Annotated in this window: 25 protein-coding genes; 12 read left to right on the top strand and 13 right to left on the bottom strand. The window is 63.7% G+C overall.

All coding sequences use genetic code 11. The features are described from left to right. Positions 1-25 precede the first annotated feature (25 nt). The 11 genes from ACTJKM_RS04350 to ACTJKM_RS04300 all read right to left on the bottom strand — a co-directional run bounded on the left by ACTJKM_RS04350 (position 26) and on the right by ACTJKM_RS04300 (position 7,480). Positions 26-940 (bottom strand): pyridoxal-phosphate dependent enzyme, encoded by a 915-nt coding sequence (locus ACTJKM_RS04350; RefSeq protein WP_057253723.1) that lies wholly within the window; start codon positions 938-940, stop codon positions 26-28. Positions 941-1,109: 169 nt separating this feature from the next. After that, positions 1,110-1,232, bottom strand: a complete 123-nt coding sequence (locus tag ACTJKM_RS04345) for a hypothetical protein (RefSeq protein ID WP_255571031.1) — start codon at positions 1,230-1,232, stop codon at positions 1,110-1,112. Positions 1,233-1,611: 379 nt separating this feature from the next. Next, positions 1,612-2,010: a hypothetical protein gene (locus ACTJKM_RS04340; RefSeq protein WP_156414711.1), complete on the bottom strand. Its 399-nt coding sequence runs from the start codon at positions 2,008-2,010 to the stop codon at positions 1,612-1,614. A 260-nt stretch (positions 2,011-2,270) separates the two neighbouring features. Then, entirely contained in the window at positions 2,271-2,492 is a 222-nt protein-coding gene (locus ACTJKM_RS04335; protein ID WP_057253726.1) for a hypothetical protein, read from the bottom strand. A 43-nt stretch (positions 2,493-2,535) separates the two neighbouring features. Then, positions 2,536-2,775 carry a 30S ribosomal protein S21 gene (gene rpsU / locus ACTJKM_RS04330; RefSeq protein ID WP_057253728.1) on the bottom strand — a complete coding sequence of 80 codons (240 nt, stop codon included), beginning with the start codon at positions 2,773-2,775 and terminating at the stop codon, positions 2,536-2,538. A 45-nt stretch (positions 2,776-2,820) separates the two neighbouring features. Next, on the bottom strand, positions 2,821-3,093 hold the full coding sequence (locus ACTJKM_RS04325; protein WP_057253730.1) for a hypothetical protein: 273 nt from the start codon (positions 3,091-3,093) through the stop codon (positions 2,821-2,823). A gap of 119 nt (positions 3,094-3,212) precedes the next feature. Beyond that, positions 3,213-3,422, bottom strand: a complete 210-nt coding sequence (locus tag ACTJKM_RS04320; protein WP_057253733.1) for a cold-shock protein — start codon at positions 3,420-3,422, stop codon at positions 3,213-3,215. A gap of 497 nt (positions 3,423-3,919) precedes the next feature. Then, on the bottom strand, positions 3,920-4,162 hold the full coding sequence (locus ACTJKM_RS04315) for a helix-turn-helix domain-containing protein (RefSeq protein ID WP_058322381.1): 243 nt from the start codon (positions 4,160-4,162) through the stop codon (positions 3,920-3,922). Positions 4,163-4,444: 282 nt separating this feature from the next. After that, entirely contained in the window at positions 4,445-6,031 is a 1,587-nt protein-coding gene (locus ACTJKM_RS04310; RefSeq protein WP_058322382.1) for an acetolactate synthase large subunit, read from the bottom strand. Positions 6,032-6,127: 96 nt separating this feature from the next. Next, positions 6,128-6,760 carry a LysE family translocator gene (locus ACTJKM_RS04305; RefSeq protein WP_057253739.1) on the bottom strand — a complete coding sequence of 211 codons (633 nt, stop codon included), beginning with the start codon at positions 6,758-6,760 and terminating at the stop codon, positions 6,128-6,130. A gap of 96 nt (positions 6,761-6,856) precedes the next feature. Beyond that, entirely contained in the window at positions 6,857-7,480 is a 624-nt protein-coding gene (locus ACTJKM_RS04300; RefSeq protein WP_058326688.1) for an FMN-binding negative transcriptional regulator, read from the bottom strand. An 84-nt stretch (positions 7,481-7,564) separates the two neighbouring features. On the opposite strand from ACTJKM_RS04300, the gene pdxR reads away from it, so the two are divergent. The 12 genes from pdxR to ACTJKM_RS04240 all read left to right on the top strand — a co-directional run bounded on the left by pdxR (position 7,565) and on the right by ACTJKM_RS04240 (position 18,257). After that, positions 7,565-9,052 (top strand): MocR-like pyridoxine biosynthesis transcription factor PdxR, encoded by a 1,488-nt coding sequence (gene pdxR / locus ACTJKM_RS04295; protein ID WP_197423422.1) that lies wholly within the window; start codon positions 7,565-7,567, stop codon positions 9,050-9,052. 170 nt (positions 9,053-9,222) lie between these two features. Further along, positions 9,223-9,906, top strand: coding sequence for a redoxin domain-containing protein (locus ACTJKM_RS04290; RefSeq protein WP_058326686.1), 684 nt, complete (start codon positions 9,223-9,225; stop codon positions 9,904-9,906). A 142-nt stretch (positions 9,907-10,048) separates the two neighbouring features. Continuing rightward, positions 10,049-10,609, top strand: a complete 561-nt coding sequence (locus ACTJKM_RS04285; RefSeq protein ID WP_058326685.1) for a hypothetical protein — start codon at positions 10,049-10,051, stop codon at positions 10,607-10,609. Between the two features lie 71 nt (positions 10,610-10,680). Beyond that, entirely contained in the window at positions 10,681-11,664 is a 984-nt protein-coding gene (locus ACTJKM_RS04280) for a threo-3-hydroxy-L-aspartate ammonia-lyase (protein ID WP_058326684.1), read from the top strand. A gap of 139 nt (positions 11,665-11,803) precedes the next feature. Beyond that, a complete protein-coding gene (locus ACTJKM_RS04275; protein ID WP_309239023.1) occupies positions 11,804-12,274 on the top strand; it encodes a c-type cytochrome in 471 nt (156 codons plus the stop codon). Between the two features lie 517 nt (positions 12,275-12,791). Next, a complete protein-coding gene (locus tag ACTJKM_RS04270) occupies positions 12,792-13,454 on the top strand; it encodes a peroxiredoxin (RefSeq protein ID WP_058326683.1) in 663 nt (220 codons plus the stop codon). 391 nt (positions 13,455-13,845) lie between these two features. Beyond that, positions 13,846-14,895, top strand: coding sequence for an MBL fold metallo-hydrolase (locus ACTJKM_RS04265; RefSeq protein ID WP_058326682.1), 1,050 nt, complete (start codon positions 13,846-13,848; stop codon positions 14,893-14,895). A gap of 54 nt (positions 14,896-14,949) precedes the next feature. Continuing rightward, positions 14,950-15,165, top strand: a complete 216-nt coding sequence (locus ACTJKM_RS04260) for a hypothetical protein (protein ID WP_058326681.1) — start codon at positions 14,950-14,952, stop codon at positions 15,163-15,165. Between the two features lie 137 nt (positions 15,166-15,302). Beyond that, a complete protein-coding gene (locus ACTJKM_RS04255) occupies positions 15,303-15,833 on the top strand; it encodes a metal-dependent hydrolase (protein ID WP_057253755.1) in 531 nt (176 codons plus the stop codon). 379 nt (positions 15,834-16,212) lie between these two features. Continuing rightward, complete coding sequence (locus tag ACTJKM_RS04250; protein WP_058326680.1) at positions 16,213-17,127, top strand: ABC transporter substrate-binding protein; 915 nt, start codon at positions 16,213-16,215, stop codon at positions 17,125-17,127. Further along, positions 17,124-17,831 (top strand): L,D-transpeptidase, encoded by a 708-nt coding sequence (locus ACTJKM_RS04245; RefSeq protein ID WP_156436829.1) that lies wholly within the window; start codon positions 17,124-17,126, stop codon positions 17,829-17,831. Before ACTJKM_RS04250 ends, ACTJKM_RS04245 begins: the two co-directional genes overlap by 4 nt. Positions 17,832-17,954: 123 nt before the next feature. Further along, a complete protein-coding gene (locus ACTJKM_RS04240; protein ID WP_245296065.1) occupies positions 17,955-18,257 on the top strand; it encodes a hypothetical protein in 303 nt (100 codons plus the stop codon). Between the two features lie 39 nt (positions 18,258-18,296). On the opposite strand, the gene ACTJKM_RS04235 is transcribed toward ACTJKM_RS04240, so the two are convergent. After that, positions 18,297-19,814 (bottom strand): arylsulfatase B, encoded by a 1,518-nt coding sequence (locus tag ACTJKM_RS04235; protein ID WP_440659926.1) that lies wholly within the window; start codon positions 19,812-19,814, stop codon positions 18,297-18,299. A gap of 528 nt (positions 19,815-20,342) precedes the next feature. Continuing rightward, positions 20,343-20,533 (bottom strand): transposase (locus ACTJKM_RS04230; RefSeq protein WP_440659925.1); only part of this gene is annotated, 191 nt, incomplete at its 5' end.

Below are 20,533 nucleotides of genomic sequence, written 5' to 3'. Positions count from 1 at the left end.
AAGGGGCGGCGGTGCCGCCCAAAGGTCAGACTGCCTGCCAGGCCTGCAGCCGTTCCACCGTCGTCGTCGCCCCGCCGCAGACGATCATCAGCACGCGCTCGAAGCGCAGGAGTTGATCGGCGTGCTCGTAGGCGATGGCCAGGGCGGCGCCGCAGGCGGGTTCCACCAGCACGCGGTGGTCGTCGAGGAAGCGGGTGCAGGCGTCGACCGCCGACTGGTCGCTGACGACGACGCATTCGACCGGCCGGATCTGGCTGATCTCGAAGGCACGCTTGCAGACCTTTCGGGCGCCGAGCGAAGTGGCGACGCCGCTGATCGAGGGAAGCTCCACCAGCTCTCCCGCCTTGACGGAGGCGAGGTAGGACGCGGTGCCTTCGGTCTCCGCGGTGACAATAGGAATTTCCCGGAGCCCGTTGCGCTCCAGTCCCTCGGCGACGCCCGACAGCAGCCCGCCGCCGCCGACAGAGAGCACGACAGCATCGAAGGCGAGGCCGGCCTTGACGACCTCGTCGATCATCGTCGCGTGCCCGGCCCACAGCAGCGGATCGTCGAAGGGATGGATGAAAGCGGTCTCGGCATCGGCGGATGCGAGCGCGCGGGCATTCGCTTCATCCCAAGCGGCGCCGTGGACGATCACCTCGGCGCCTTCCTGGCGGATAAGCGCCTTTGCCCGTTCGGTGGTCGTTTCGGGAACGAAGACGGAGACGGGGATTGAGAGCTGGCGGCCGGCATAGGCAACCGCCATGCCGGCATTGCCGCCGGAGGAGGAGACGAAACGCCGCTTGCCGTTTCGCGCATGGTGCTCGCAGGCAGCACCAACGCCGCGGATCTTGAACGAACCGGGCGGCTGCAGCGCCTCCATCTTCAGCCAGATGGAGCAATCGGACGCGAGGCTTAGCGGGCGGGATTCAAGGAGGGGAGTTTCGAGGTGAAGTGCCATGGGATGTTCCGTTGAGCGCGCGGTGCTGGAGGCCGGTTTGTTGCAATGGCTCCTGCGGGAGAATCTTGAAACAATTCTCCCCTGATCGCTAGTTCAACGCAACACGGGGAGGTGTGCAGTCGCGGATGGCCGTGTCCTGTCGTGGGATACGATGGGTCTACCGCGCCCGTCACCAGAGAAGGCCGCTCAATGTCATGAGCGTGATGAAGAGCAGGGACAGGACGAGCGATGCCTTGATGGCTGCCAGAGTATAGTCGTATCGGCGAAGTCTGTGTGTGAGCGTCTGGAACATGTGTTCGTCCAATCGTAAGGGATCTGCGGCTCCTCGCCGTTCGTTCAAGCGCAATGCGGCGCCCGTAAAATGTAGCGCCCGTAAATTGGCTGTGGCGAGAATGTCTGCTCAGCCCCCGAACACACCCGGTACACACCCGTTCGGCTCACGGTTGCCTCTCGCCTCCGCGCAACGTCGCGGACGTACTGCTGTCGATAAAGGAGGAAATTGGCGGTCGGGAGCCCCCCACCGCGATATGCCAAGTCGGCCAGTGTCGATCGTCGAACCATGCGCCTCAAATGTGTCCAGCACAAGGGAGATCCCCTTCGAAGGGCATCCCTTCGACGTTCCGGCACTCATGGCCTGTCCGGGTTACGGGCCTGTCCGGATTTCGGGCCTATCAGGATTTCGGGACCTTGCCGGATTTCGGGCGCTTGCCGGGACGGGGTGTCGGGTTCAGGGGCGATATCGCGCCCGGCCAGGGGAGGCGTCGGGCACCGGTGTAGCGGGTAATCGCGCTGGGTCTTTGCGGCGCGCCGCCGTCGTTTTCCCACTGTTCGAGATTTGCGGTTTCAATCTGCCGCGGGGTGCGCAGCCCATCCCGGTTCTGCAGTTCAGCAAGCAGGATATCCGCGGTGGTAACGCCCGCCTGGAACCTTCTGACAAGGAAGACGGCGGCAAGGCGAAGGCTGTCTTGATCGTCAAGGTCGACGCGCTGATGAAAGCCCGCGCGCCGCAACACGCCATCGAGCATTGCCAGGTCGGAGGGAGCCAATGGATGCCGCTGAGCGGGTGACATGAAGCCACCTCCTGTTGACGGGAAACGTCGTTTTCGGCGCGTCCAGGGCGCCGTACGTTCATTTGAACGCACAAAGGACTCTCCGACAATTCTCTCCTACTGCATGTCTCCTTCAATCGATCTCGATTTAAGGACGAAGACTTGCAGCAAGTCAAAGTCTACGGCGACCTTTGCGCGTCTGATAAGACGCGCGGCGCTGTCGGTGCTTGCGCAAGTCCTTATTCCCATGTCCGGGCTTGCGCGTTCGGTTTCAGTCGATATTACGGCCGGCGCGATTTTCGGGATGGTTTGCTTGCGGGCACCTCCGCAGGCGGTTCGGCGGCGGCGCGCTCAAGGCGCTGGGCCTTGAGCTTCTCGGTCTTCTTGTCGCGGGCGATCTTTTCGGCAGCAACGATTGCTCTCGCCGTGTGATCGGTGGCGGAGGCCTTCTCGCTCGCGGAGGTCTTGGCCGGTTTAAATGCCGTGTTGGGGTGTGGCGTCATGACCTGTCTCCTGAAACGGGCGGATTTTTGCCGACCCCAAGCCTCAGCGCGAAGGTCGCGCTGCCTTCTTGGGTCCCGGCAGCAGGCCTTCGCGCTGGAGCTTCTTGCGCTGCAGCTTGCGCTGGCGCCGTACCGCTTCTGCCTTTTCGCGGACGCGCTTTTCCGAAGGTTTCTCGTAGCTGCTGCGCGCCTTGAATTCACGGAACAGACCCTCGCGCTGCATCTTCTTCTTCAAGATGCGCAAGGCCTGGTCGATGTTATTGTCCCTAACGAGTACCTGCAAAAGATGTTCTCCTGTTGTCGGTCGCGGCTTTCCCTGTAGCCGCGGTTATCTGCCGGGTTTGGTGCTCAATTTTTTGAGCCAGGGCCCGGTGATGGCCGCCTGGGGGGCGTCCTCTTTCGAAGTCTCGGCATGCTCGATGTCAGTCTCCAGCACGCAGCGTTCGAACGTCTCGCCTTCGACCCTTACGCGAAAGCGCGCCTCGCCACGATCATTGGGCAAAAGGCCGACGATCAGACCAAGACGGCTGTTCAAGGTCGACTGAGCGGCACTCGCCCTCAGCGTGACCTTGTCGCCAATCTCATAGGTTTTGCGGCTCATGGTGGTCTCCTGAAAAGGGCCCTGAGACGCAAAAAGGCCGGGTTGTTCCCCGACCTCTTCCCGTCATTCAAGCGCCTCCCTGCCAGTACATCCGTGGTCAGAGGAGGGCGAATGACAAATTATTCGGCCCTGAGATTGTCGGCCGAGCTCTTGCCCGTTCTGCGGTCGGCAACAACGTCAAAGGTCACTTTCTGACCTTCGTTGAGCGAGCGCATGCCAGCCCGTTCGACCGCGGAGATGTGTACAAACACGTCCGTGCTGCCGTCGTCGGGCTGAATGAAGCCGAAGCCCTTGGTGCCGTTGAACCATTTTACCGTGCCTGAAGCCATGACGATTTCCTTTCAATCGCTGAATTTACCAGAAATATTTCTCTGGCGGTGATCGATATTTGAGAGGAGATCTGGCCGCGCGGAAGCGCCGTGTCAAAGGTCACAAGCAATATTCGATGAGGTGATATATAGACGATACTTTTTGAAACTCAATGAAAATATTAAATTATTTGATTTTGAGCGATCGCGAAAACATCTGCAAAGGCCTGAAATGGCGGGTTTTTCGTCCATTTATTTTTCTTGTTATTCAAGCTGATACGGCTTCTCGAGAGCCAGACGCTGTGCGCGTGAGCCACGCCGCGACCCGTCGTTGCGCGGTGCTCCGGACGCATAGCTGCTGAATGAAAAGGCAGGCGCTGCTTTGAGGGCGGGCAAGCGGATTCTTGGATCGGCAAGCGGGCTGTCGCTGGCCATTTCGACCAAAGCGGCCGGTCGCGACAGGAGGCGCGAAGGTAGAAGGCGGCGGCGCGCTGTCTTCGGCGCACCGCCCCCGCTTGTCAGGCGCTTGTAAAGGTCTGCGGCGAGACCTGCAATGCGGCGGCGATGCGCTGCAGCTTGGCGGGATCGGTATCGGCGCCAAGCTCGATCTTTGAGATTTCAATTTCCGTCAGGCCAGTCGTGACCGAGAGATCGTCGACCGTATAGCCGGCGGTTTCACGCGAATGCTTGATGGCGGCTCCGATATTGACGCGGGACAGAGATGCGCCGGGGGCCTTGGTTAGGTCTTTCTTAAAGGACATGAAGTGTCTCCTTCGTTGGTCCACCGACAAAGAACATTGTCGGTTGAAGGGGGCCCAAAACTGAAATGCGACTCAGACAGATGAGCGCGAACCTAGGGCGCCGCTAATATAAGCGAGAAGTTTCCGGGTGCAAGTTTGCGGCCGAAGTTTTGTGAAATGCCTATTTAAATCAATCGTTTACCCTGTGATTTCCGCGCCAGGAGGCCGGTAAATCCCATCGGTCAGGGGCATCATCCTTACGACGCGCGGGTGCTCGACGCAGTGCAAAAACGGCAGGGAATTTCACACAAGGCGAGCCTCGATCAGAAAGGGCCCACGCCGCGATAGCGCGGCATCGAAGAGCGCTGCAAAGGCTTCGCAGGAGGTCGCGACGGCAGCTTCAACGCCGAAGCCGCGGGCGAGCGAAACCCAGTCGAGCGCGGGGTTGTCGAGGTTCAGCATGCGGCGCGCGTTGGTGCCGATCTCTTCGACGCCGACATTGCGCATTTCGGCATGCAGGATGGCGTAGGTACGGTTGGAAAAGATGACGGTGACGATGTCGAGGTTTTCGCGCGCCTGCGTCCACAGGCCCTGAATATTGTACATGGCGCAGCCATCGGCCTGCAGGCAAATCACCTTGCGGTCGGGACAGGCGATCGCGGCACCGGTGGAAAGCGGGATGCCTTCGCCGATCGCGCCGCCGGTCTGCATGATGAAATCGTGCGGCGCAGAGAAGGCCGAAAGTGCGAAGTAACGCCGGGCCGAAGTGGCCGCCTCGTCGCAGACGATCGCATTCTCCGGCACCTTATGGGCGACGATGACGGCGATTGCGTCTTCGGTCAGCGCGCCCGAAGGCTCGCCCTCGTCTGTGGGGGCGCTTGGCATCGGCAGGGGCAGCGTGGCGCTGATACCGAGTTCGTCGCGCAGCGCTTCGAGCGTTCCTTTCAGGTCTTCACCGTGGCGGGCAAGCGTGACCACCGCGCAGCCTTCCGGCACCAACCGGCCGGGCTTTCCCGGATAGGCGAAGAAAGCCACCGGTTCCGGTGCGCCGACGAGGATCAGAACCTTGACGTCGCGGAGCGTTTCGAGCGCCATGTCGATCGGGTAGGGGATGCGCCGCGGCGCCACCCGCCCGCGGCCGCGCTGGGTGTGGGCGACTAGCACCTCGTTGAAAAGCTGGACGTTGCAGGCGGCCGCGATCCGCCCGGCGATGGCGAGGCTCTCGGCCCTTGCGGCGGCGCCGCTTAAGACCATGGCGACCCCTGCAGGATTCGCACGGACGAGGCGGGCAACCTCGCGAACCGTTTCCGCACTTGCCGGCCGCGGGGCTTCGATCAGGACTTGTTGCACTGGCGCGTCGGTGGAAAACGCGCCCCAGGACGCGTCTGCCGGCAGGATCATGGTGGCAACGCCCGGTGGCGTCAACGACGCGCGATAGGCGGCGGCCGCCGTCGGCCCCACGTCGGAGGGGTCGTTCACCCGCCGCACCCAGTTCGACATCGGGCGTGCCAGTCCCTCGATATCGCTGGTCAGCGGTGCATCGAGCGCAAGGTGGTAGGAGGCATGGTCGCCGACGACGTTGATGACAGGCGTGCGAGCGCGCCGCGCATTGTGCAGGTTGGCAAGGCTGTTGGCGAGACCGGGACCGGTGTGGAGCAGGGTCGAGGCCGGGCGACCCGTCATGCGCGCATAGCCATCGGCCGCACCGGTGACGACGCCTTCGGAGAGGCCGAGGATACAGCGCATCTCCGGCTTGCGATCAAGGGCGGCGACGAAGTGCATTTCCGACGTGCCGGGATTGGCAAAACAGACATTCACATCGTTTGCCAGAAGTGTATCGACGAGGATGTCCGCACCTGTGGTGCGAATAGGTTGGCCGCCTTCTCCCATGCGCGTGTCCCCCGATGGCGTTCACGCATGATAGCTGCAAGTGATGCGGGTGCAAGGTAGGCTTGCGGCGGCGCTCGATGCGCCGCCCAAGTGGGGTTACGTCCGCTGCCAGGCGAGATGGGCGCCGAGCCCGATCAGCACCGTGCCGCCGGCGCGCTGCAGCAGGCGCTGTGCCCGGGTGGAGCGGCGCATCTTGACGACGACGGCATCGGCGAGAAACACGCAGACGAGATCGGCGGAGGAGAACATCAGGTTGACGACGGTGCCGAGCAGCAGAAACTGCACCCACACCGGGAAGGCGGCGGAGGCATCGGTGAACTGCGGCAGGAAGGCGACGAAGAAGATCGCGGTCTTCGGGTTCAGAACCTCGACGGTGATGCTTTCGAAGAAGGCGCGGCGGGCCGATTTCGCCTCGACCGCGGGCAGGTGGCCATCGCCGCTCGCCTTGGCACGCATCAGCGTGAAGCCCAGCCAGACGAGATAGGCGGCACCGGCTAGCTTCACCGCGAGATAGAGCGTCGGCACCGCATGGAACAGGATCGAGAGACCGGCGGCGGCCGCAAGGACATGCACGTAACCACCGAGATGGATGCCGAGCGAGGCCATCAGCCCGGCAAAACGGCCGCGCGCCATCGTCTGCGCAGCGGCGTAGAGCATCGCCGGTCCCGGGATATAGGCGAAGATCGCTGTCGTGACGAAGAAGGTGAGGAGAATGTCGAGCGATGGCATGGGGTACCTCGTCTGCTGATGCGCGGCCTCTTTCGAGAGTCGTTCTAAGGTCTTGCGCGGGAAAGTTGAAGGGAAATCGGAGCGCCCCCGTGATCGTCAGACGGGAATCTCCTCGGCAACCCGGCGATCCTCAAGCCGCGCACTGACTGCGAGCCCGGCCGCTACCCCCTCGCGGTCCTCGGCGCTGCGGTTCTGGCTGAACTTGCGCTTGCCGTCGAGGCGGTCGATCGGCAGCCTGAGGCCGACGATACCGCGAAGTTGGGCCTTGACGAAGGCGGGCGGGGCGTCGCTCACCTGCCAGGGTTCGGCACGCGCCGCTTCGTGACGATTGGTCAGGCGGGTGACGACATCGAGAAGCCGATCCTCGTCGGTGAAGAACTCGACCTCGCCATAGGCGTGCACGGCCGAATAGTTCCAGGTCGGCACCACTTTTCCGTGCTCGCGCTTGGAGGCGTACCAGGAGGGGGTGACATAGGCGTCCGGCCCCATGAAGGTCGCCATGGCCGCGCCGATCGGCGCGGTCGTCCCTTGCGGGTTGGAGCGGGCGAGGTGGCCATAGAGCGTGCCATAAGGACCTTCGTCGCGATCGAGCAGCAGTGGCAGCGGCGTGGCCAGCAGGCCATCGGCCGTTGCGGTGACGAAAGTGGAAAGCGATGCGGCCTCGATGATCGCGTGCAGCACGCTCAGTGTTTCCTCCTTGAAGGCCGGGGGTGTGTACATGATCTCGCTCCTTGTGCTTGCCACTTCATAGATGCAAACTGGACCAGAACGAATATCCAGTTTCCGCATAAATGAGTGGGCCAGTTGGTTACGGAGAAGGACGAGGCGTGGGGCGGGACCACCCGGCGGATCTACGAGGCGCTGAAGGCGCAGATCCTCGGCGGCACCTATGGCCCTGAGGATCGGCTGCCATCGACGCGGGCGCTGGCGGCCGAGCTCGGCGTCTCGCGCACCACCGTGACTGCGGCCTATGAGCAGCTTCTTTCCGAGGGGTTTCTGGAGAGCCGGCAGGGCGCGCCTTCAAGGGTGGCGCTGCTGCATGCGCATGAGGGTGTCAAGCCGCTTCCCGCAGGGACGGCTTCCCGGTCTGCGCCGAGACCGGCAGCCCCCGTCCGTCTGTCGCGCTTTGGAGCGGCCCTTGGCGACGGGCCGACCTGGGTGCCGCCGCAGTCCGGTGGGTTGATCGCCGATTTTCGCTATGGCGACCTGTCGGCGGCCGATTTCCCGGCGGAAGCCTGGCGCCGGTCGGTCAACGCCGCACTTCGGCGGCGCCAGCCGCGGCTCGCCTATGACGACCCCGGCGGCTCGGCGGAGCTGCGGGCAGCCCTGCAGGCCTATCTCTGGCGGGCGCGCGGGCTGCGCTGCGAGCCCAATCAGATCATCATCGTCAACGGTTCGCAGCAGGGACTGGATCTTGCCGCCCGCGTGCTCCTGGATCCCGGCGACCGCGTTGCGATCGAGGATCCCGGCTACGTTATGGCGCGCCGGGTGTTTGCGGCCGCCGGCGCTGAGGTGGTTCCGATTGCCGTCGACGGGGAGGGGCTGCGGACCGAGGCGCTCGCGGGGCTTGACGCCGTCAGGCTCGCCTATGTCACGCCCTCGCATCAGTTTCCGCTCGGCAGCGTGCTCTCGGCTCGGCGCCGGCAGGAGCTTCTTGCCTGGTCGGACCGCAGCGGCGCCTACGTGATCGAAGACGATTACGACGGCGAATATCGCTATGACATCCGGCCGATCCCGCCGCTGCAGACCATGGCCCATGCGGACAACGTCCTCTATCTCGGCACGATCTCGAAGAGCCTGTCGCCGATGCTCCGGCTCGGTTATCTCGTCGTGCCGCCGCCGCTTCGCGCCGTCTTCGCCGCCGCCAAGCAGCTCGTCGACCGGCATTCGCCCAGCCTCGAGCAGGAAGCGCTGGCGACGATGATTGCAAGCGGGGCCTATGAACGCCACATCCGCCGGAGCCGGCGCAGCAATGGCCGCCGCCGCGAGGCGCTGCTCGCGGCGCTCAAGGCGGAACTCGGCGACGAGGTGACGATATCGGGCGCCGATGCCGGATTGCACGTCGTCGTCTGGTTCGAGCGGCTGGACCGGACGCAGGAAGGCGAACTGATCGCGCGGGCGCGGGCAGCGGGCATCGGCCTTTATCCGATCTCGCCCCTCTACGGCGCCGATGATGCCGGTCACCGGCCGGACCGCGCCGGCATCGTCATGGGCTACGCAAGCCTCGAAGTGCCGCAGATCGGTCAGGGTGTCGCGGCGCTCGCGAAGCTGCTGGGTGACTGGCTCGATTAGCACCGGCGGCACAAAACGCCATGCAGATCACCATTCGGCGTGGGCCGTTCGTCCACCTGTGATAGGGTGGGGCTATCTTCCGCCATCGACCGGCCTCCGGGCGGGCGGCAATGGGAGCGAAAATCACGGGCAGGGACAGAGCGGCGCAGGGGCGTCGACTGGGGGAGCAGATGGCAGACCGGAGAGTGCAGCCGTTGCAGCCGGGACAACCCGCACCCGCCTTCGAGCTTGCAAGCGCCAATCGGGACGATCCGGTTTCGCTTGCGAGCCTTCGCGGCCGGCCGTTTCTGATCGGTCTGTTCCGCGGCCTGCACTGCCCGTTCTGCCGGCGCCAGATGCGGCAGTTTTCCTCCGTCGAGCCGGCATTGCGGGCCGTCGGTGTGGAAACGCTGGCGGTGGTCAACACTCCGGTCGAGCGGGCGCGCCTCTATTTCCGCTTCCAGCCGACGCCGGTCACGGTCCTTGCGGATCCGGACTGCCAGACGCACAGGGATTTCGGCGCGCCACAGGCCGCACTGCTTCCGCCCGAAAGTACTGAGACGCCGCAATGGCCCCATCGCACGCGGCCCGCCGATTTCGCCGCAGCGCGCATCAACCCGACAGGCGAGCTCGCCGAACCGATGCATCCGATGCAGGCCAATGAGCTGCTCAATGCACGCGAAGGTTTCGAGCCAGACGAGACCGATCTGCGCATCTTTGCCGAACACGGCACGCAACTGGTCGGCCACTTCCTGGTCGATGCAGCCGGCATCATCAGCTGGAGCGAGATCGAGGCGCGGTTCGGCCCCGACGAACTCGGCGTGTTCCCGAGCGCCGCGGAGATCATGATGGCCGTCAAGAGGGTCGCAAGCTAACAGGGGCAACCGGCTTGCAGGCAGGTGTCCGCAAACAGGTGCAGGCCAAGGTCGCAACCGGCCGCGCGTTACGGTTAGCCGCTTGCGCCCTGGCTGCGTCCGCTCATAGTGGCCAACTCTTCAGTGTGGCGGTGTGGTCTTCATGAGATCTCTTCGCATCCATCCCCAGCTTCACGACGTGTTCGGCGAAGAGCAGCCGCCGGCCTATCTCGTGGCGATCCTCCTCTTCGGCGTTGGTGTCGCGGCCACCTTTGCCCTGTCGGCGGGCCAGATGCTGGCAGGCCTTGCCTGGTGGCGGGCGGCACTGGCGCTTGTCCTCGTGCTCGATATCGCCGCCGGCTGTGTCGCCAACTTCACGCCGTCGACCAACGACTTCTACGCGGCGCGGCCGCGCAATCGCTGGATCTTCATCGCGATCCACTTCCATGTGGTCATCGTCGCGCTGCTCGTCGGCACCGGGGTCGGTGCTGCGGTCGCCGTCTGGGCCTATACGATCGCCGGCGCGGCGGTCGTCAATCTGCTTGCCGGACGCGCCGCACAGACTTTTGTCGGCGGGCTGCTGCTGGCGGTCGGCCTTACCGGCTTGCCGCTGTTGCCGGGCTTGACGCCGGCGATGGCGGCAGTGTCGGCCCTGTTCATGCTGAAGGTGCTTTTCAGCTTCGCGGTCGATCACTACCGCACGGTCGTTTCCAGCGGTGGGTAGCCGCGCCGGCATCCTTGCCTTGCAGGACCGCATTCAATAGCCTCGGAAGTGGCAAGCTCAGGGAGAGGCTCATGGCAGTTTCAGCGGCAGAGGCGGCATTGCGCCTTCCAACTTTCGACGACGTGCTGGCGGCACGGGACCGCATCGCCGGCATGGCGCATCGAACGCCGGTGCTGACCTCCCGCACAGCCGATGCCGCCACAGGCGCGCGGCTTTTCTTCAAGGCGGAAAATTTCCAGCGCGCTGGCGCCTTCAAATTCCGCGGTGCCTACAATGCGATCGCCGCCTTGCAGGAAGGCGGCCAGAAGCGGGGCGTCGTCGCCTTCTCCTCCGGCAACCATGCGCAGGCGATCGCCTATGCCGCACGGCTGCAGGGTGTTGCCGCGACGATCGTGATGCCGAAGGATGCGCCCGAAATGAAGGTGGCGGCGACCCGCGGCTATGGCGCCGATGTCGTGTTCTATGACCGCTATACCGAGGACCGGTCGGCGATCAGCGCGAAGCTGGCGGCCGAGCGCGATGCCGTCCTCATCCCGCCCTTCGACCACCCTGATGTGATCGCCGGGCAGGGCACGGCGGTGCTGGAACTGATCGAGGAGGTGGGTGAACTCGATCTGATCGTCACGCCGCTCGGCGGCGGCGGCCTGCTCGCCGGCACGGCACTCAGCGCCAAGGAACGTTCGCCGGGCGCGGTCGTTGTCGGGGTCGAGCCGGAGGCTGGCAATGACGGCCAGCAGTCGCTCAGGAAGGGCGAGATCGTTCATATCCCGGTGCCGAAATCGATCGCCGACGGGGCGCTCACCAATCATATCGGCGAACACAATTTCCCGATCCTCAAGCGCGACGTCCGCGAAATCGTCACGGTGAGCGACGCCCAACTCGTGGAGACCATGCGCTTCTTTGCCGAGCGCATGAAGATGATCGTGGAGCCGACCGGCTGCCTGGCGGCGGCGGCCGTGCTGCAGGGCGTGCTTCCCTGCGCCGGGCAAAGAGTGGGCATCGTGATCAGTGGCGGCAATGTCGATCTCGCGACGTTCTGTGCGCTGCTGCAGTAGAGAGCGGCGGTCCCAGAGCAATTCCAGGAAAAGTTTGCAGCGGTTTTCCATCCGGAATTGCGAAATTCCAAACCAGAACAACACGAAAGCGTGAATTGGGGGGGTGAATTTTTTGCGTGTATTTTGGTTGGGTTTCGTCATGCCGCTCAACCGCAATCCAGAGGGTTTGCTCATGAGAACGCTCATTCTTGCCATCGCCGCACTCGCGCTTACGGGCTCCAGCGCCTTCGCTGATCCAATTGCAGATCGCAAGGCTATCATGAAGGAGCGCGGTAGACTGGTCGGCACCGTCGCTCCCATGGTCAAGGGAGAAAAGCCGTTTGACGCTGCCGTTGCCATGACCGCCCTCAAGGGCCTTAGCGAGAACGCAGAAAAATTCGACGTGGACGTCTTGTTTCCCGCCGGCAGCGAAACCGGAGACACGGCCGCCTTGCCGGCAATTTGGCAAGATATGACCGCGTTCAAGGCGGCTGCCGAGAAATTCCGGGTGGCTGCGGCCGCTGCCGTCGCTGCCAATCCGCAGGATCTCGAAGCATTTAAGACGCAGTTCAACGCGGTAACCACGAATTGCGGCAGCTGTCACGAGAAATTCCGAATGAAGAAAGAGTAGCAGCGACAGGCATACGAGCCTGCTCAAGTCGCCCGTCGGATGCGAACCTTCCGGGATTGGCGGATGAAACCGGCGAGCGATGTCCGCAGTGTCGAATTGCCAAGGATAAGATCAATGGCGCTTGGCGCGTCTGCACACGCGTGCAGCGGCGAGGCCGGCGTTGCGACAACATTTCGACGCGTGGCTGGCCTGCCGCGGCGACCGACGATCGATGATGCAAGCCTCGATCCGGCCGGTTGCAAGGCTGCGTCTTTCCGGTTGCCTTAAGCGGCAAAAGTGGCACACTGGACATCGCGCCTTGGCGCCGGGCTTCCCGGCGTGCTCCAGGGCTGCTGTAATGATTTGATTTTCTAAAGGAATTTTTCCTCCGGACGGTTGTCGCCGGAGCGTAAACAATGGACGAAAGCAGAGGATTGCAGCGGCCGTTGGGCGCCTTGCCGGACGCGGCGCTGTCAAGAAAATAGAGTGCTCCCATCGCGCCCGGCGGGCGCGGCGCTCACACACATTGGAGGGTATCGTGACGCTTGCAATCAATGACCTCGCACCGGACTTCGAGGTCGGAACGACCGATGGCACCATCCGGTTTCACGACTGGATCGGCGACTCCTGGGCGGTCCTGTTCTCGCACCCCAAGGACTACACGCCCGTCTGCACCACCGAGCTCGGCTACATGGCGCGCATCAAGCCGGAATTCGACCGGCGCGGCGTCAAGATCATCGGCCTCTCCGTCGATCCGCTCGACCGGCATGCCGGCTGGGCCGCCGACATCGAGGAAACGCAGGGCCATGCGCCGAACTTCCCGATGATCGCCGACGTCGACTACACCGTCTCGAAGCTCTACGGCATGCTGCCGGCCCCCGTCTCCGGCGATCCGACGCAGCGCACGCCTGCCGACAACCAGACGGTGCGCAACGTCTTCGTCATCGGCCCGGACAAGAAGATCAAACTCGTCCTCATCTACCCGATGACCACTGGCCGCAACTTTGACGAGGTGCTGCGCGTCATCGACTCGCTGCAGCTGACCGCCAAGCACAAGGTGGCGACGCCAGTGAACTGGAAGCAGGGCGACGACGTCATCATCGCCGGTTCGGTCAGCGACGAGGACGCGCGCAAGGTCTATCCGGAAGGCTGGCGCGCGCCGAAGCCCTATATCCGCATTGTGCCGCAGCCGAAGGGCTGAGGCGTCGCATCGGCAAAGGGGTGAGGACATCCACTCTGTGAGGGATGCGCCCTCATCCCCGCAGTGAGGGAATTGCCCCTCATCCGCCTGCCGGCACCTTCTCCCCGCAGGCGGGGAGAAGGAGACATGCGGTACCCGCTCGGCTCTTCGCCTCCTCCAACGTTTGGAGGTTGCGGCTGGCGCGGTCGTGGGTGCAAGCTTAGCTCTCCCCGCACGGGGGAGAGGGGAAACTCGGGCGTGCGGCAACGTTCCTTCGCCCCGCTTGCGGGGAGAAGGTGCCGGCAGGCGGATGAGGGGCGCATCCCCTCACCGTGCGGATGAGGGGCGACCACCTCTCTTTGCCATCGCGCCCCGATTGGAAGCCGCGTTATCGTCAGCCAAGGAGCCGCCGATGATCTTCCGTCAATTGTTCGACAGCGTGTCCGGCACCTATACCTACCTGATCGCCAGCCGCCAGGGCGGCGAGGCGCTGATCATCGATCCGGTACTGGAAAAGGTCGAGCGTTACCTGCAGCTCGTCCGCGAACTCGACCTCCGGCTGGTCAAGGCGGTCGATACCCATCTCCATGCCGATCACATCACCGGGCTCGGGGCGCTGCGCGACCAGACCCATTGCATCACCGTGATGGGCGAGCAGACGGCGGCCGACGTCGTTTCCATGCGGGTGGCGGAGGGCGACCGGGTGTCGATCGAGGGTCTCAGCCTCGACGTGCTCTATACGCCCGGCCATACCGACGATTCCTATTCCTTCCTGATGGGCGGCGACATGGGGCGGCGGGTCTTTACCGGTGACACGCTCTTGATCCGCGGCACCGGGCGCACCGATTTCCAGAACGGCGACCCGCGCCAGCAATACGATTCGATCTTCAACAAGCTCCTGAAGCTCCCGGACGAGACGCTCGTCTACCCGGCGCACGACTACAAGGGCGATACGGTCTCGACCATCGGCGAAGAGAAGCACTTCAATCCGCGGCTTCGGGTGAAATCCGTCGACGAATATGTCGACCTGATGAACAATCTCAACCTGCCGAACCCGAAGATGATGGATGTGGCGGTGCCGGCCAATGTCCATATCGGCCTGCACCAGGACGAGATCGCGCGCCGCGGCTGGGCGCTTTCGGCCAAGGAGGCGCTGGCGCTCTGCGGCCGGGCGAAGATCGCGCTCGTCGACCTGCGCGAGAAGGCTGAGCGGGAAAAGCACGGGGTCATCCCTGGCTCGCTGCACGCGCCCTATCCGGACCTCGAGCAGAACATCGCGACCGGCGGCATACTGCATGAACTGGCGGAGGCGACTGGCAAACGCATCGTCTTCTACTGCGCCTATGGCGAGCGTTCGGCGATGGCTGTCGAGGCGGCGCAGCAAGCCGGCATCGCGAGCGCCTGCCATATCGAGGGCGGCATCGCCGCCTGGAAGAAGGCGGATGGGCCCGTGACGCATTGACGCCGGGCGCGGGCGCGCCATCTCATAGGTGCGTTCAAAGAGCAGGGGCCGACCATGCACAAGTTTTCCGTCAGCGTTGTCAGAGAGTTCGAGGCCGATAGCGCCGAGGAAGCAGCGCTTCTGATGTACCAGTGTCTGACGCGCGAGCCGGCGCCGCTCACCTACGCCGTCACCGATGAGGCGAGGAACGCCACCAGCCAGACGCTCGACCGGGAAACGGCCGACGAATTCGCCAGCATCGATCACAGTGCTGATCCGGGCAACTGGTAGCACCCGCTGGCAGCGGCGGCTGTGGGCAACAGCCACGAATCCGACATTTTCGGTTGCAAATCCTCAAGCATTCACGTCTCGACTGCGGGTGTGAAAGACGCGGTTCCGCGGGATTGCGCTTCAGGAGGAAACCTGCCTTGTTCATTGCCCATCTGCCGGCAGGCTATCTGCTGAGCCGCCCCTTTGCGCGTCGCAATCCCTCGCAGGCCCGCGCCATCTTCGGCATCGGGCTGCTCTGTTCCGTTCTGCCGGATTTCGATCTCGCCTATTTCTACCTGATCGACCAGCGCCGCACGCCGCATCACGACTACTGGGTGCATACGCCGGTCTTCTGGCTGGTGCTGGCGGCGGCGATCGCGCTTCTCCTCATCGCCACCGGGCGACGCAATCAGCTCGTCCTCGTCAGTGTCGGGCTCATCAGCGTGCTCCTGCATCTGGTGATGGATTCGATCGCGGCAGATATCCGCTGGCTCTTTCCCTTCGCCGATCTCCGGGTGAACCTGGTGCATGTGCAGGCGGTCTATAAGCCCTGGTATCTGAACTTCCTGCTGCACTGGACCTTTGCGCTTGAGCTGGCGATTTGGTTGGTTGCAGGCCAGTTCGCCCTGCGCGATTTCAGGGCGCGGCGCGCCATCGGGAAAGAGGCTGCCCGTGCGGCAGAGCCGTAGGCTCCACGAACTCCGGCATGCAATGCTTGCGGTCTCGCGCGGTGCTGCGGCGTGAACGCCGATGAAGAGGCCCTCCCCATGCAACGTGCGGTGTAGCCGGATCGTTGACGAAGGCCGTCGTTCTATGCATCCTGCCGGCCAAGAAACGAAGATGCCGGCAGACGGCACAGGGAACACTGCAGCGCCGCGGTCTTACCGGACCCGCAAAGGTCGCTGTATCACTTTGATAGCATTCGCATAGCCGTGGCGCGCGCCTCGCGTGCCCCGGAACTTGGACGCATTCCTGATACGCATTCACGACGTCATTCGCATCGATTAATCGAGGCCGGAGGGGACTGTGAAGGGAAAGTCGAGGTATCTGCCAGCGGCCCTGGCTGTCATGCTTGCCGCATCCGTGACCGTGCCGGCCACTGCCGCCGACCTGGTGATCGCCATGCCGAACTGGCCGTCGGGCCAGGCGACGGCCAATATCCTGAAGGTCGGCATCGCCAAGAAGTTCGGCCTCGATGCCGAGGTCAGGGAGCTCGGCACGCTCAATGCCTTCGTCGGCTTCGAGACGGGCACGGTCGATATCCAGCCCGAAGTCTGGCGGCCGAATTTCGAGGATGTCGTGCGCAAATACGTGACCGACAAGGGTGTCGGTCAGCTGACGGAACGCAGCGTGCCGGCCTGGCAGGGGCTTTGCGCCACGCCGGAAGCCGCCGCGACGATCAAGACGGTCGCCGATCTCAGCGACCCCGAGAAAACCAAGATCCTCGACACTGACGGCGACGGCAAGGGCGAGATGTGGATCGGTGCTGCGACCTGGCTTTCGACCGGTATCGAACGGGCGCGGGCGGCGGGCTACGGCTATGGCGAAACCCTGACGCTGTTCGAGGCGGAAGAGGAAGTGGCGATGGCGGCGGTGGACGCGGCGGTCGCGACCGGGCGGCCGATGGTGTTTTACTGCTACGCGCCGCACCATGTGTTCGAGCTGCACCAGATTGCCAGGCTCGAAGAGCCGCCGCACGATGCCGCCAAGTGGAAGATCGTGCCGCCGAGCGATCCGCTCTGGGTGTCGAAATCCAGTGCCTCGACCGCCTGGGAAGCGGCGCATTTCCAGATCGCCTATGCCACCGCCTTCGGCAAGAAGCACCCTGACATTGCGAAGTTCCTGGAGAAGGTGGATTTCTCGCCGGAGGAAGTGACGAAGATGAGCTACGCGCTGGAGGTCGAGCGGCAGGCGCCGGCCGACTATGCGAAGAAATGGGCCGAGGACAATGCGGCGCGCATCGACGGGTGGGCCAAGCCATGACCGCGACATCCGACCATAACCACCTTGTTGGCACCGATCAGCCGGCATGGACGCGGCGCAGGCTCGGCGTCGCCGTTCTGGTCGCCGCGCTCTGCCTCGGGCCGCTGGCAGCACTGGCACAGACGCAGATCTATGACGCCCGCACCAAGAAGTGGGTGAATTACGACAAGAAGAAAGCGCGGCAATACTTCGCCCGCAACAACCAGCTGCCGGAAGCTTTCCGCCGCCAGGTGGTGCCGTTCCGCACGGCGGAGCAACCCGGCACCATCATCATCGACGGCAACCAGCATTTCCTCTACCTGGTGCAGCCGGGCGGCCAGGCGATCCGCTACGGCATCGGCGTCGGCCGCGAGGGCTTCGGCTGGGCCGGAATCGTGCGCGTCGGACGCACGGCGGAATGGCCGACCTGGACACCGCCGGCCGAGATGGTGGCCCGCGACCCGAACGCCGCCAAATGGGCGGCCGGCATGCCCGGCGGGCCGGACAATCCGCTCGGCGCCCGCGCGCTTTATCTCTACGAGGGCGACCAGGACACGATCTACCGCATCCACGGCACGGTCGAGCCCTGGACGATCGGGCTCGACGTTTCGTCCGGCTGCATCCGCATGAACAATGACGACGTCACCGACCTGCATTCCCGCATCGAGATCGGCGCCAAGGTGATCGTGCTGATGCAGGGGGCAGCACTCTACAAGGGGGTATGACGTCGCTCGAACAGGGGTGGCGAGTGCTTTTAATTGGCCGCAGGGTCAGGCGTGGCCAATCCGTCCCGCAGGACCCAGTGACAGGCAAATACTCAAAGGGGAGAACAGATAGTGAGCGAGGGGATGTTGCGTTCGAAGGGGTTTGTTCCCGTGGCTTTGGCGGTGGCCATAATCGGTGGCTGCCAGTCAGCGCCCAAACCTGAGGATATGGCGCGCACGAGCCTGCAGACGGCGCCGGCCGACCTGCAGCTGATCTGCGCCAACGCGGTCGCGGGCACGGCGAAGCTCGAAAGCACCAAGGTGCTGCCGACGAGCTCCCGGGCGCTCGACGCGACAAGCTACAGCGTCGATCTCGACGCAGGCGGCCGCAAATACAACTGCGTCGTCGATAGTACCGGCAGCGTGAAATCCGTGACGCCGGTTTAGGCGGGCAAGCGCCCGCGCTTGCGCGACCTTCGCTGATGATCAATCTCCAAGGCTGAACAGCGTCGCAGGGTCGGCGACGACCGGCGGTGCATAGAAGGTCAGCCGCGCGGCATCCATGAGAAGAAGCGGCTGGACCATTTCGCCGGCGAGCCTGGTGATCCAGTCCTGAAGTTCGCGCACCTTGTCGCCGTTCTCTGCCGAGAGATTCTTGGTCTCGGACGGGTCGGCGGCGATGTCGAAAAGCTCCAGCCTGGAGGGCAGGGCTGCCTTCCAGACGAGCTTCCAATTGTCCTTGCGCACAGCACCTGCCAGCGGATCGACATTGTAGACGAGCTCCCCGCGCGGCGAAGGTTTGCCTTCACTCAAGGCCGGCCAGAGGTTCATGCCGTCGAGCGGCTTGTTCCTGCCGAGCGGCGCACCGGCGATGGCTGCGAGCGTCGGGTGCATGTCGACGACATGGACCATGCCGCCGACTTTGCCCGGCTTGATCCTTCCCGGCCAGTTGGCAAGCGCTGCGACGCGGGTGCCGCCTTCGTAGAGCGTGCCCTTGCCGTCGCGGTAGGGGCCGTTGTTCGCCGGCAATCCGCCGCTGACCTTGCTGTCGCCGGCAAAGAGCGAGCTTGTCACGCCGCCATTGTCGCTGTGAAAGACAATCAGCGTGTTGTCGCGCATGCCGCGCTTTTCGAGCGCTGCCACCAGTTTGCCGATGCCATCGTCAAGCACGGAGATCATCGCCGCATAGGCGCGGCGGTTTTCATCCGCGATGTGCTTGTAGCGGTCGAGATAATCCTCTGGCGCCTGGAACGGCGTGTGCGGCGCGGTAAAGGCGAGATAGAGGAACAGGGGAGCAGCGGCATCGTGCCCTTCCACGACCCGCGCCGCCTCATCGCCGAAGAGCGTGTTGTCGAAACCGCTTTCCTCGAGCGGCTTGTTGTCCCGGTACCAGTCCTTCACCCCGTGGGAGGAATGCTTGAAGTGATCGATTTCGCCGACCAGCGCACCGTAGAACGTATCGAAGCCGCGCTGCTTCGGCCAGTATTCCACCTTGGCGTGGCCGAGATGCCACTTGCCGACAAGCGCGGTTTTATAGCCGGCATCCTTCATCACCTGAGGCAGCAGATATTCGTCGAGCGCCAGCCCGTAGGAGCCGGGCGAGGGGATGACCCCGGTCTGCAGTCCGTAGCGCAAGGGGTAGCGGCCGGTGAGGAAGGCGGCGCGCGTCGGCGTGCACATGGGCTGGGTGTAGAATTCGTCGAAGGTCACGCCGGTTTCGGCGAGCTTGTCGAGATTGGGCGTCCTGATGTCGGAGCCATGGAAGCCGACATCGGCCCAGCCGAGATCGTCGGCGATGATGTAGACGATGTTCGGCGGCGTCGTGCCATTGGCGAGGGCCGGGTTTGCGGAGAAGGCGGCAAGGCCGGCCGGCATGCCGGCGGCAACGGCAAACGCCGCGCCGCTCATGAGAGCCTCGCGCCGCGTCAAGCCGCTTTTGTCCTTGTCGGCGACGGCCGTTTCGCCGCCGCCCGCGCGGGCGTTGTTCGCTTGCAGGTCAGACATGCGCACCCCCTGGAAAATAGACCCCGCCGGCCGGCGGATCTTTTCATTCGATATTGCTAATATCTACATCTTCCGGTAGCGCCGTCAATCGGTTTGCCGCGGCGCCGGCGCTGGGCTTTATCCTGAGAGCCGTTCGCCGACGAAGGCGCGTGAAGGCCGCCACGGGAAGGGCAATCTCGCCTCCGAGCGGGCCGGGGCGCCTCGGGCAGTTGAAGGAAATCAAGTCGTTCGGCATTCCGATCGAGAGCCGAATCTTGAAGTTGTGCCGGTCTTGATGTTGGAATCGTCATTGTGCGGCGCCGAAATAAATTTGCTGCGGAGCAATAATAATGCCGAGTAATATCAATTGAACGTCAGTATAGCCCGGTATTCTTCTTCCAAACCGTGGAAATATGTGCTCTCATAGGTTTAGTTGGAAGGAGGAAATGCCATGCTCTCGTTCTTCGAGCATTTTGCACTTTTCGACGCATTGATCGTTGCAGCGATCTGCACGCTTTTGATCCTGAGTTACTTTAGAGCATTTCCCTTTCATGCTGGATCGTATCCGCATGAGTTGAAGTAGTTTCTGCATTCTTTTGGCGCGACGAGATGGACGAGCTTGCCAATCATGTCCCACAGACCAGACACGGTCCGCTCAGCCGCCTTCCTCAGATGTGCCTTGAGCTTGGAGAAGGCCTTTTCGATGGGGTTGAAGTCGGGACTGTAGGGCGGCAGGAACA

This window comes from Ensifer sp. 22460, from assembly GCF_052044935.1.
Classification (GTDB): Bacteria; Pseudomonadota; Alphaproteobacteria; order Rhizobiales; family Rhizobiaceae; genus Ensifer.
Note: the sequence above shows the minus strand (reverse complement) of the source record. Positions and strands in the feature narration are given on the sequence as shown.

Bases quoted from the DNA above. Each gene is read 5' to 3' on its own strand.
- ACTJKM_RS04350 (WP_057253723.1), bottom strand. From the start codon at position 940: ATGGCACTTCACCTCGAAACTCCCCTCCTTGAATCCCGCCCGCTAAGC.
- ACTJKM_RS04345 (WP_255571031.1), bottom strand. From the start codon at position 1,232: ATGTTCCAGACGCTCACACACAGACTTCGCCGATACGACTATACTCTG.
- ACTJKM_RS04340 (WP_156414711.1), bottom strand. From the start codon at position 2,010: ATGTCACCCGCTCAGCGGCATCCATTGGCTCCCTCCGACCTGGCAATG.
- ACTJKM_RS04335 (WP_057253726.1), bottom strand. From the start codon at position 2,492: ATGACGCCACACCCCAACACGGCATTTAAACCGGCCAAGACCTCCGCG.
- ACTJKM_RS04325 (WP_057253730.1), bottom strand. From the start codon at position 3,093: ATGAGCCGCAAAACCTATGAGATTGGCGACAAGGTCACGCTGAGGGCG.
- ACTJKM_RS04320 (WP_057253733.1), bottom strand. From the start codon at position 3,422: ATGGCTTCAGGCACGGTAAAATGGTTCAACGGCACCAAGGGCTTCGGC.
- ACTJKM_RS04315 (WP_058322381.1), bottom strand. From the start codon at position 4,162: ATGTCCTTTAAGAAAGACCTAACCAAGGCCCCCGGCGCATCTCTGTCC.
- ACTJKM_RS04310 (WP_058322382.1), bottom strand. From the start codon at position 6,031: ATGGGAGAAGGCGGCCAACCTATTCGCACCACAGGTGCGGACATCCTC.
- ACTJKM_RS04305 (WP_057253739.1), bottom strand. From the start codon at position 6,760: ATGCCATCGCTCGACATTCTCCTCACCTTCTTCGTCACGACAGCGATC.
- ACTJKM_RS04300 (WP_058326688.1), bottom strand. From the start codon at position 7,480: ATGTACACACCCCCGGCCTTCAAGGAGGAAACACTGAGCGTGCTGCAC.
- ACTJKM_RS04290 (WP_058326686.1), top strand. From the start codon at position 9,223: ATGGCAGACCGGAGAGTGCAGCCGTTGCAGCCGGGACAACCCGCACCC.
- ACTJKM_RS04285 (WP_058326685.1), top strand. From the start codon at position 10,049: ATGAGATCTCTTCGCATCCATCCCCAGCTTCACGACGTGTTCGGCGAA.
- ACTJKM_RS04280 (WP_058326684.1), top strand. From the start codon at position 10,681: ATGGCAGTTTCAGCGGCAGAGGCGGCATTGCGCCTTCCAACTTTCGAC.
- ACTJKM_RS04275 (WP_309239023.1), top strand. From the start codon at position 11,804: ATGCCGCTCAACCGCAATCCAGAGGGTTTGCTCATGAGAACGCTCATT.
- ACTJKM_RS04265 (WP_058326682.1), top strand. From the start codon at position 13,846: ATGATCTTCCGTCAATTGTTCGACAGCGTGTCCGGCACCTATACCTAC.
- ACTJKM_RS04260 (WP_058326681.1), top strand. From the start codon at position 14,950: ATGCACAAGTTTTCCGTCAGCGTTGTCAGAGAGTTCGAGGCCGATAGC.
- ACTJKM_RS04250 (WP_058326680.1), top strand. From the start codon at position 16,213: ATGCTTGCCGCATCCGTGACCGTGCCGGCCACTGCCGCCGACCTGGTG.
- ACTJKM_RS04245 (WP_156436829.1), top strand. From the start codon at position 17,124: ATGACCGCGACATCCGACCATAACCACCTTGTTGGCACCGATCAGCCG.
- ACTJKM_RS04240 (WP_245296065.1), top strand. From the start codon at position 17,955: ATGTTGCGTTCGAAGGGGTTTGTTCCCGTGGCTTTGGCGGTGGCCATA.
- ACTJKM_RS04235 (WP_440659926.1), bottom strand. From the start codon at position 19,814: ATGTCTGACCTGCAAGCGAACAACGCCCGCGCGGGCGGCGGCGAAACG.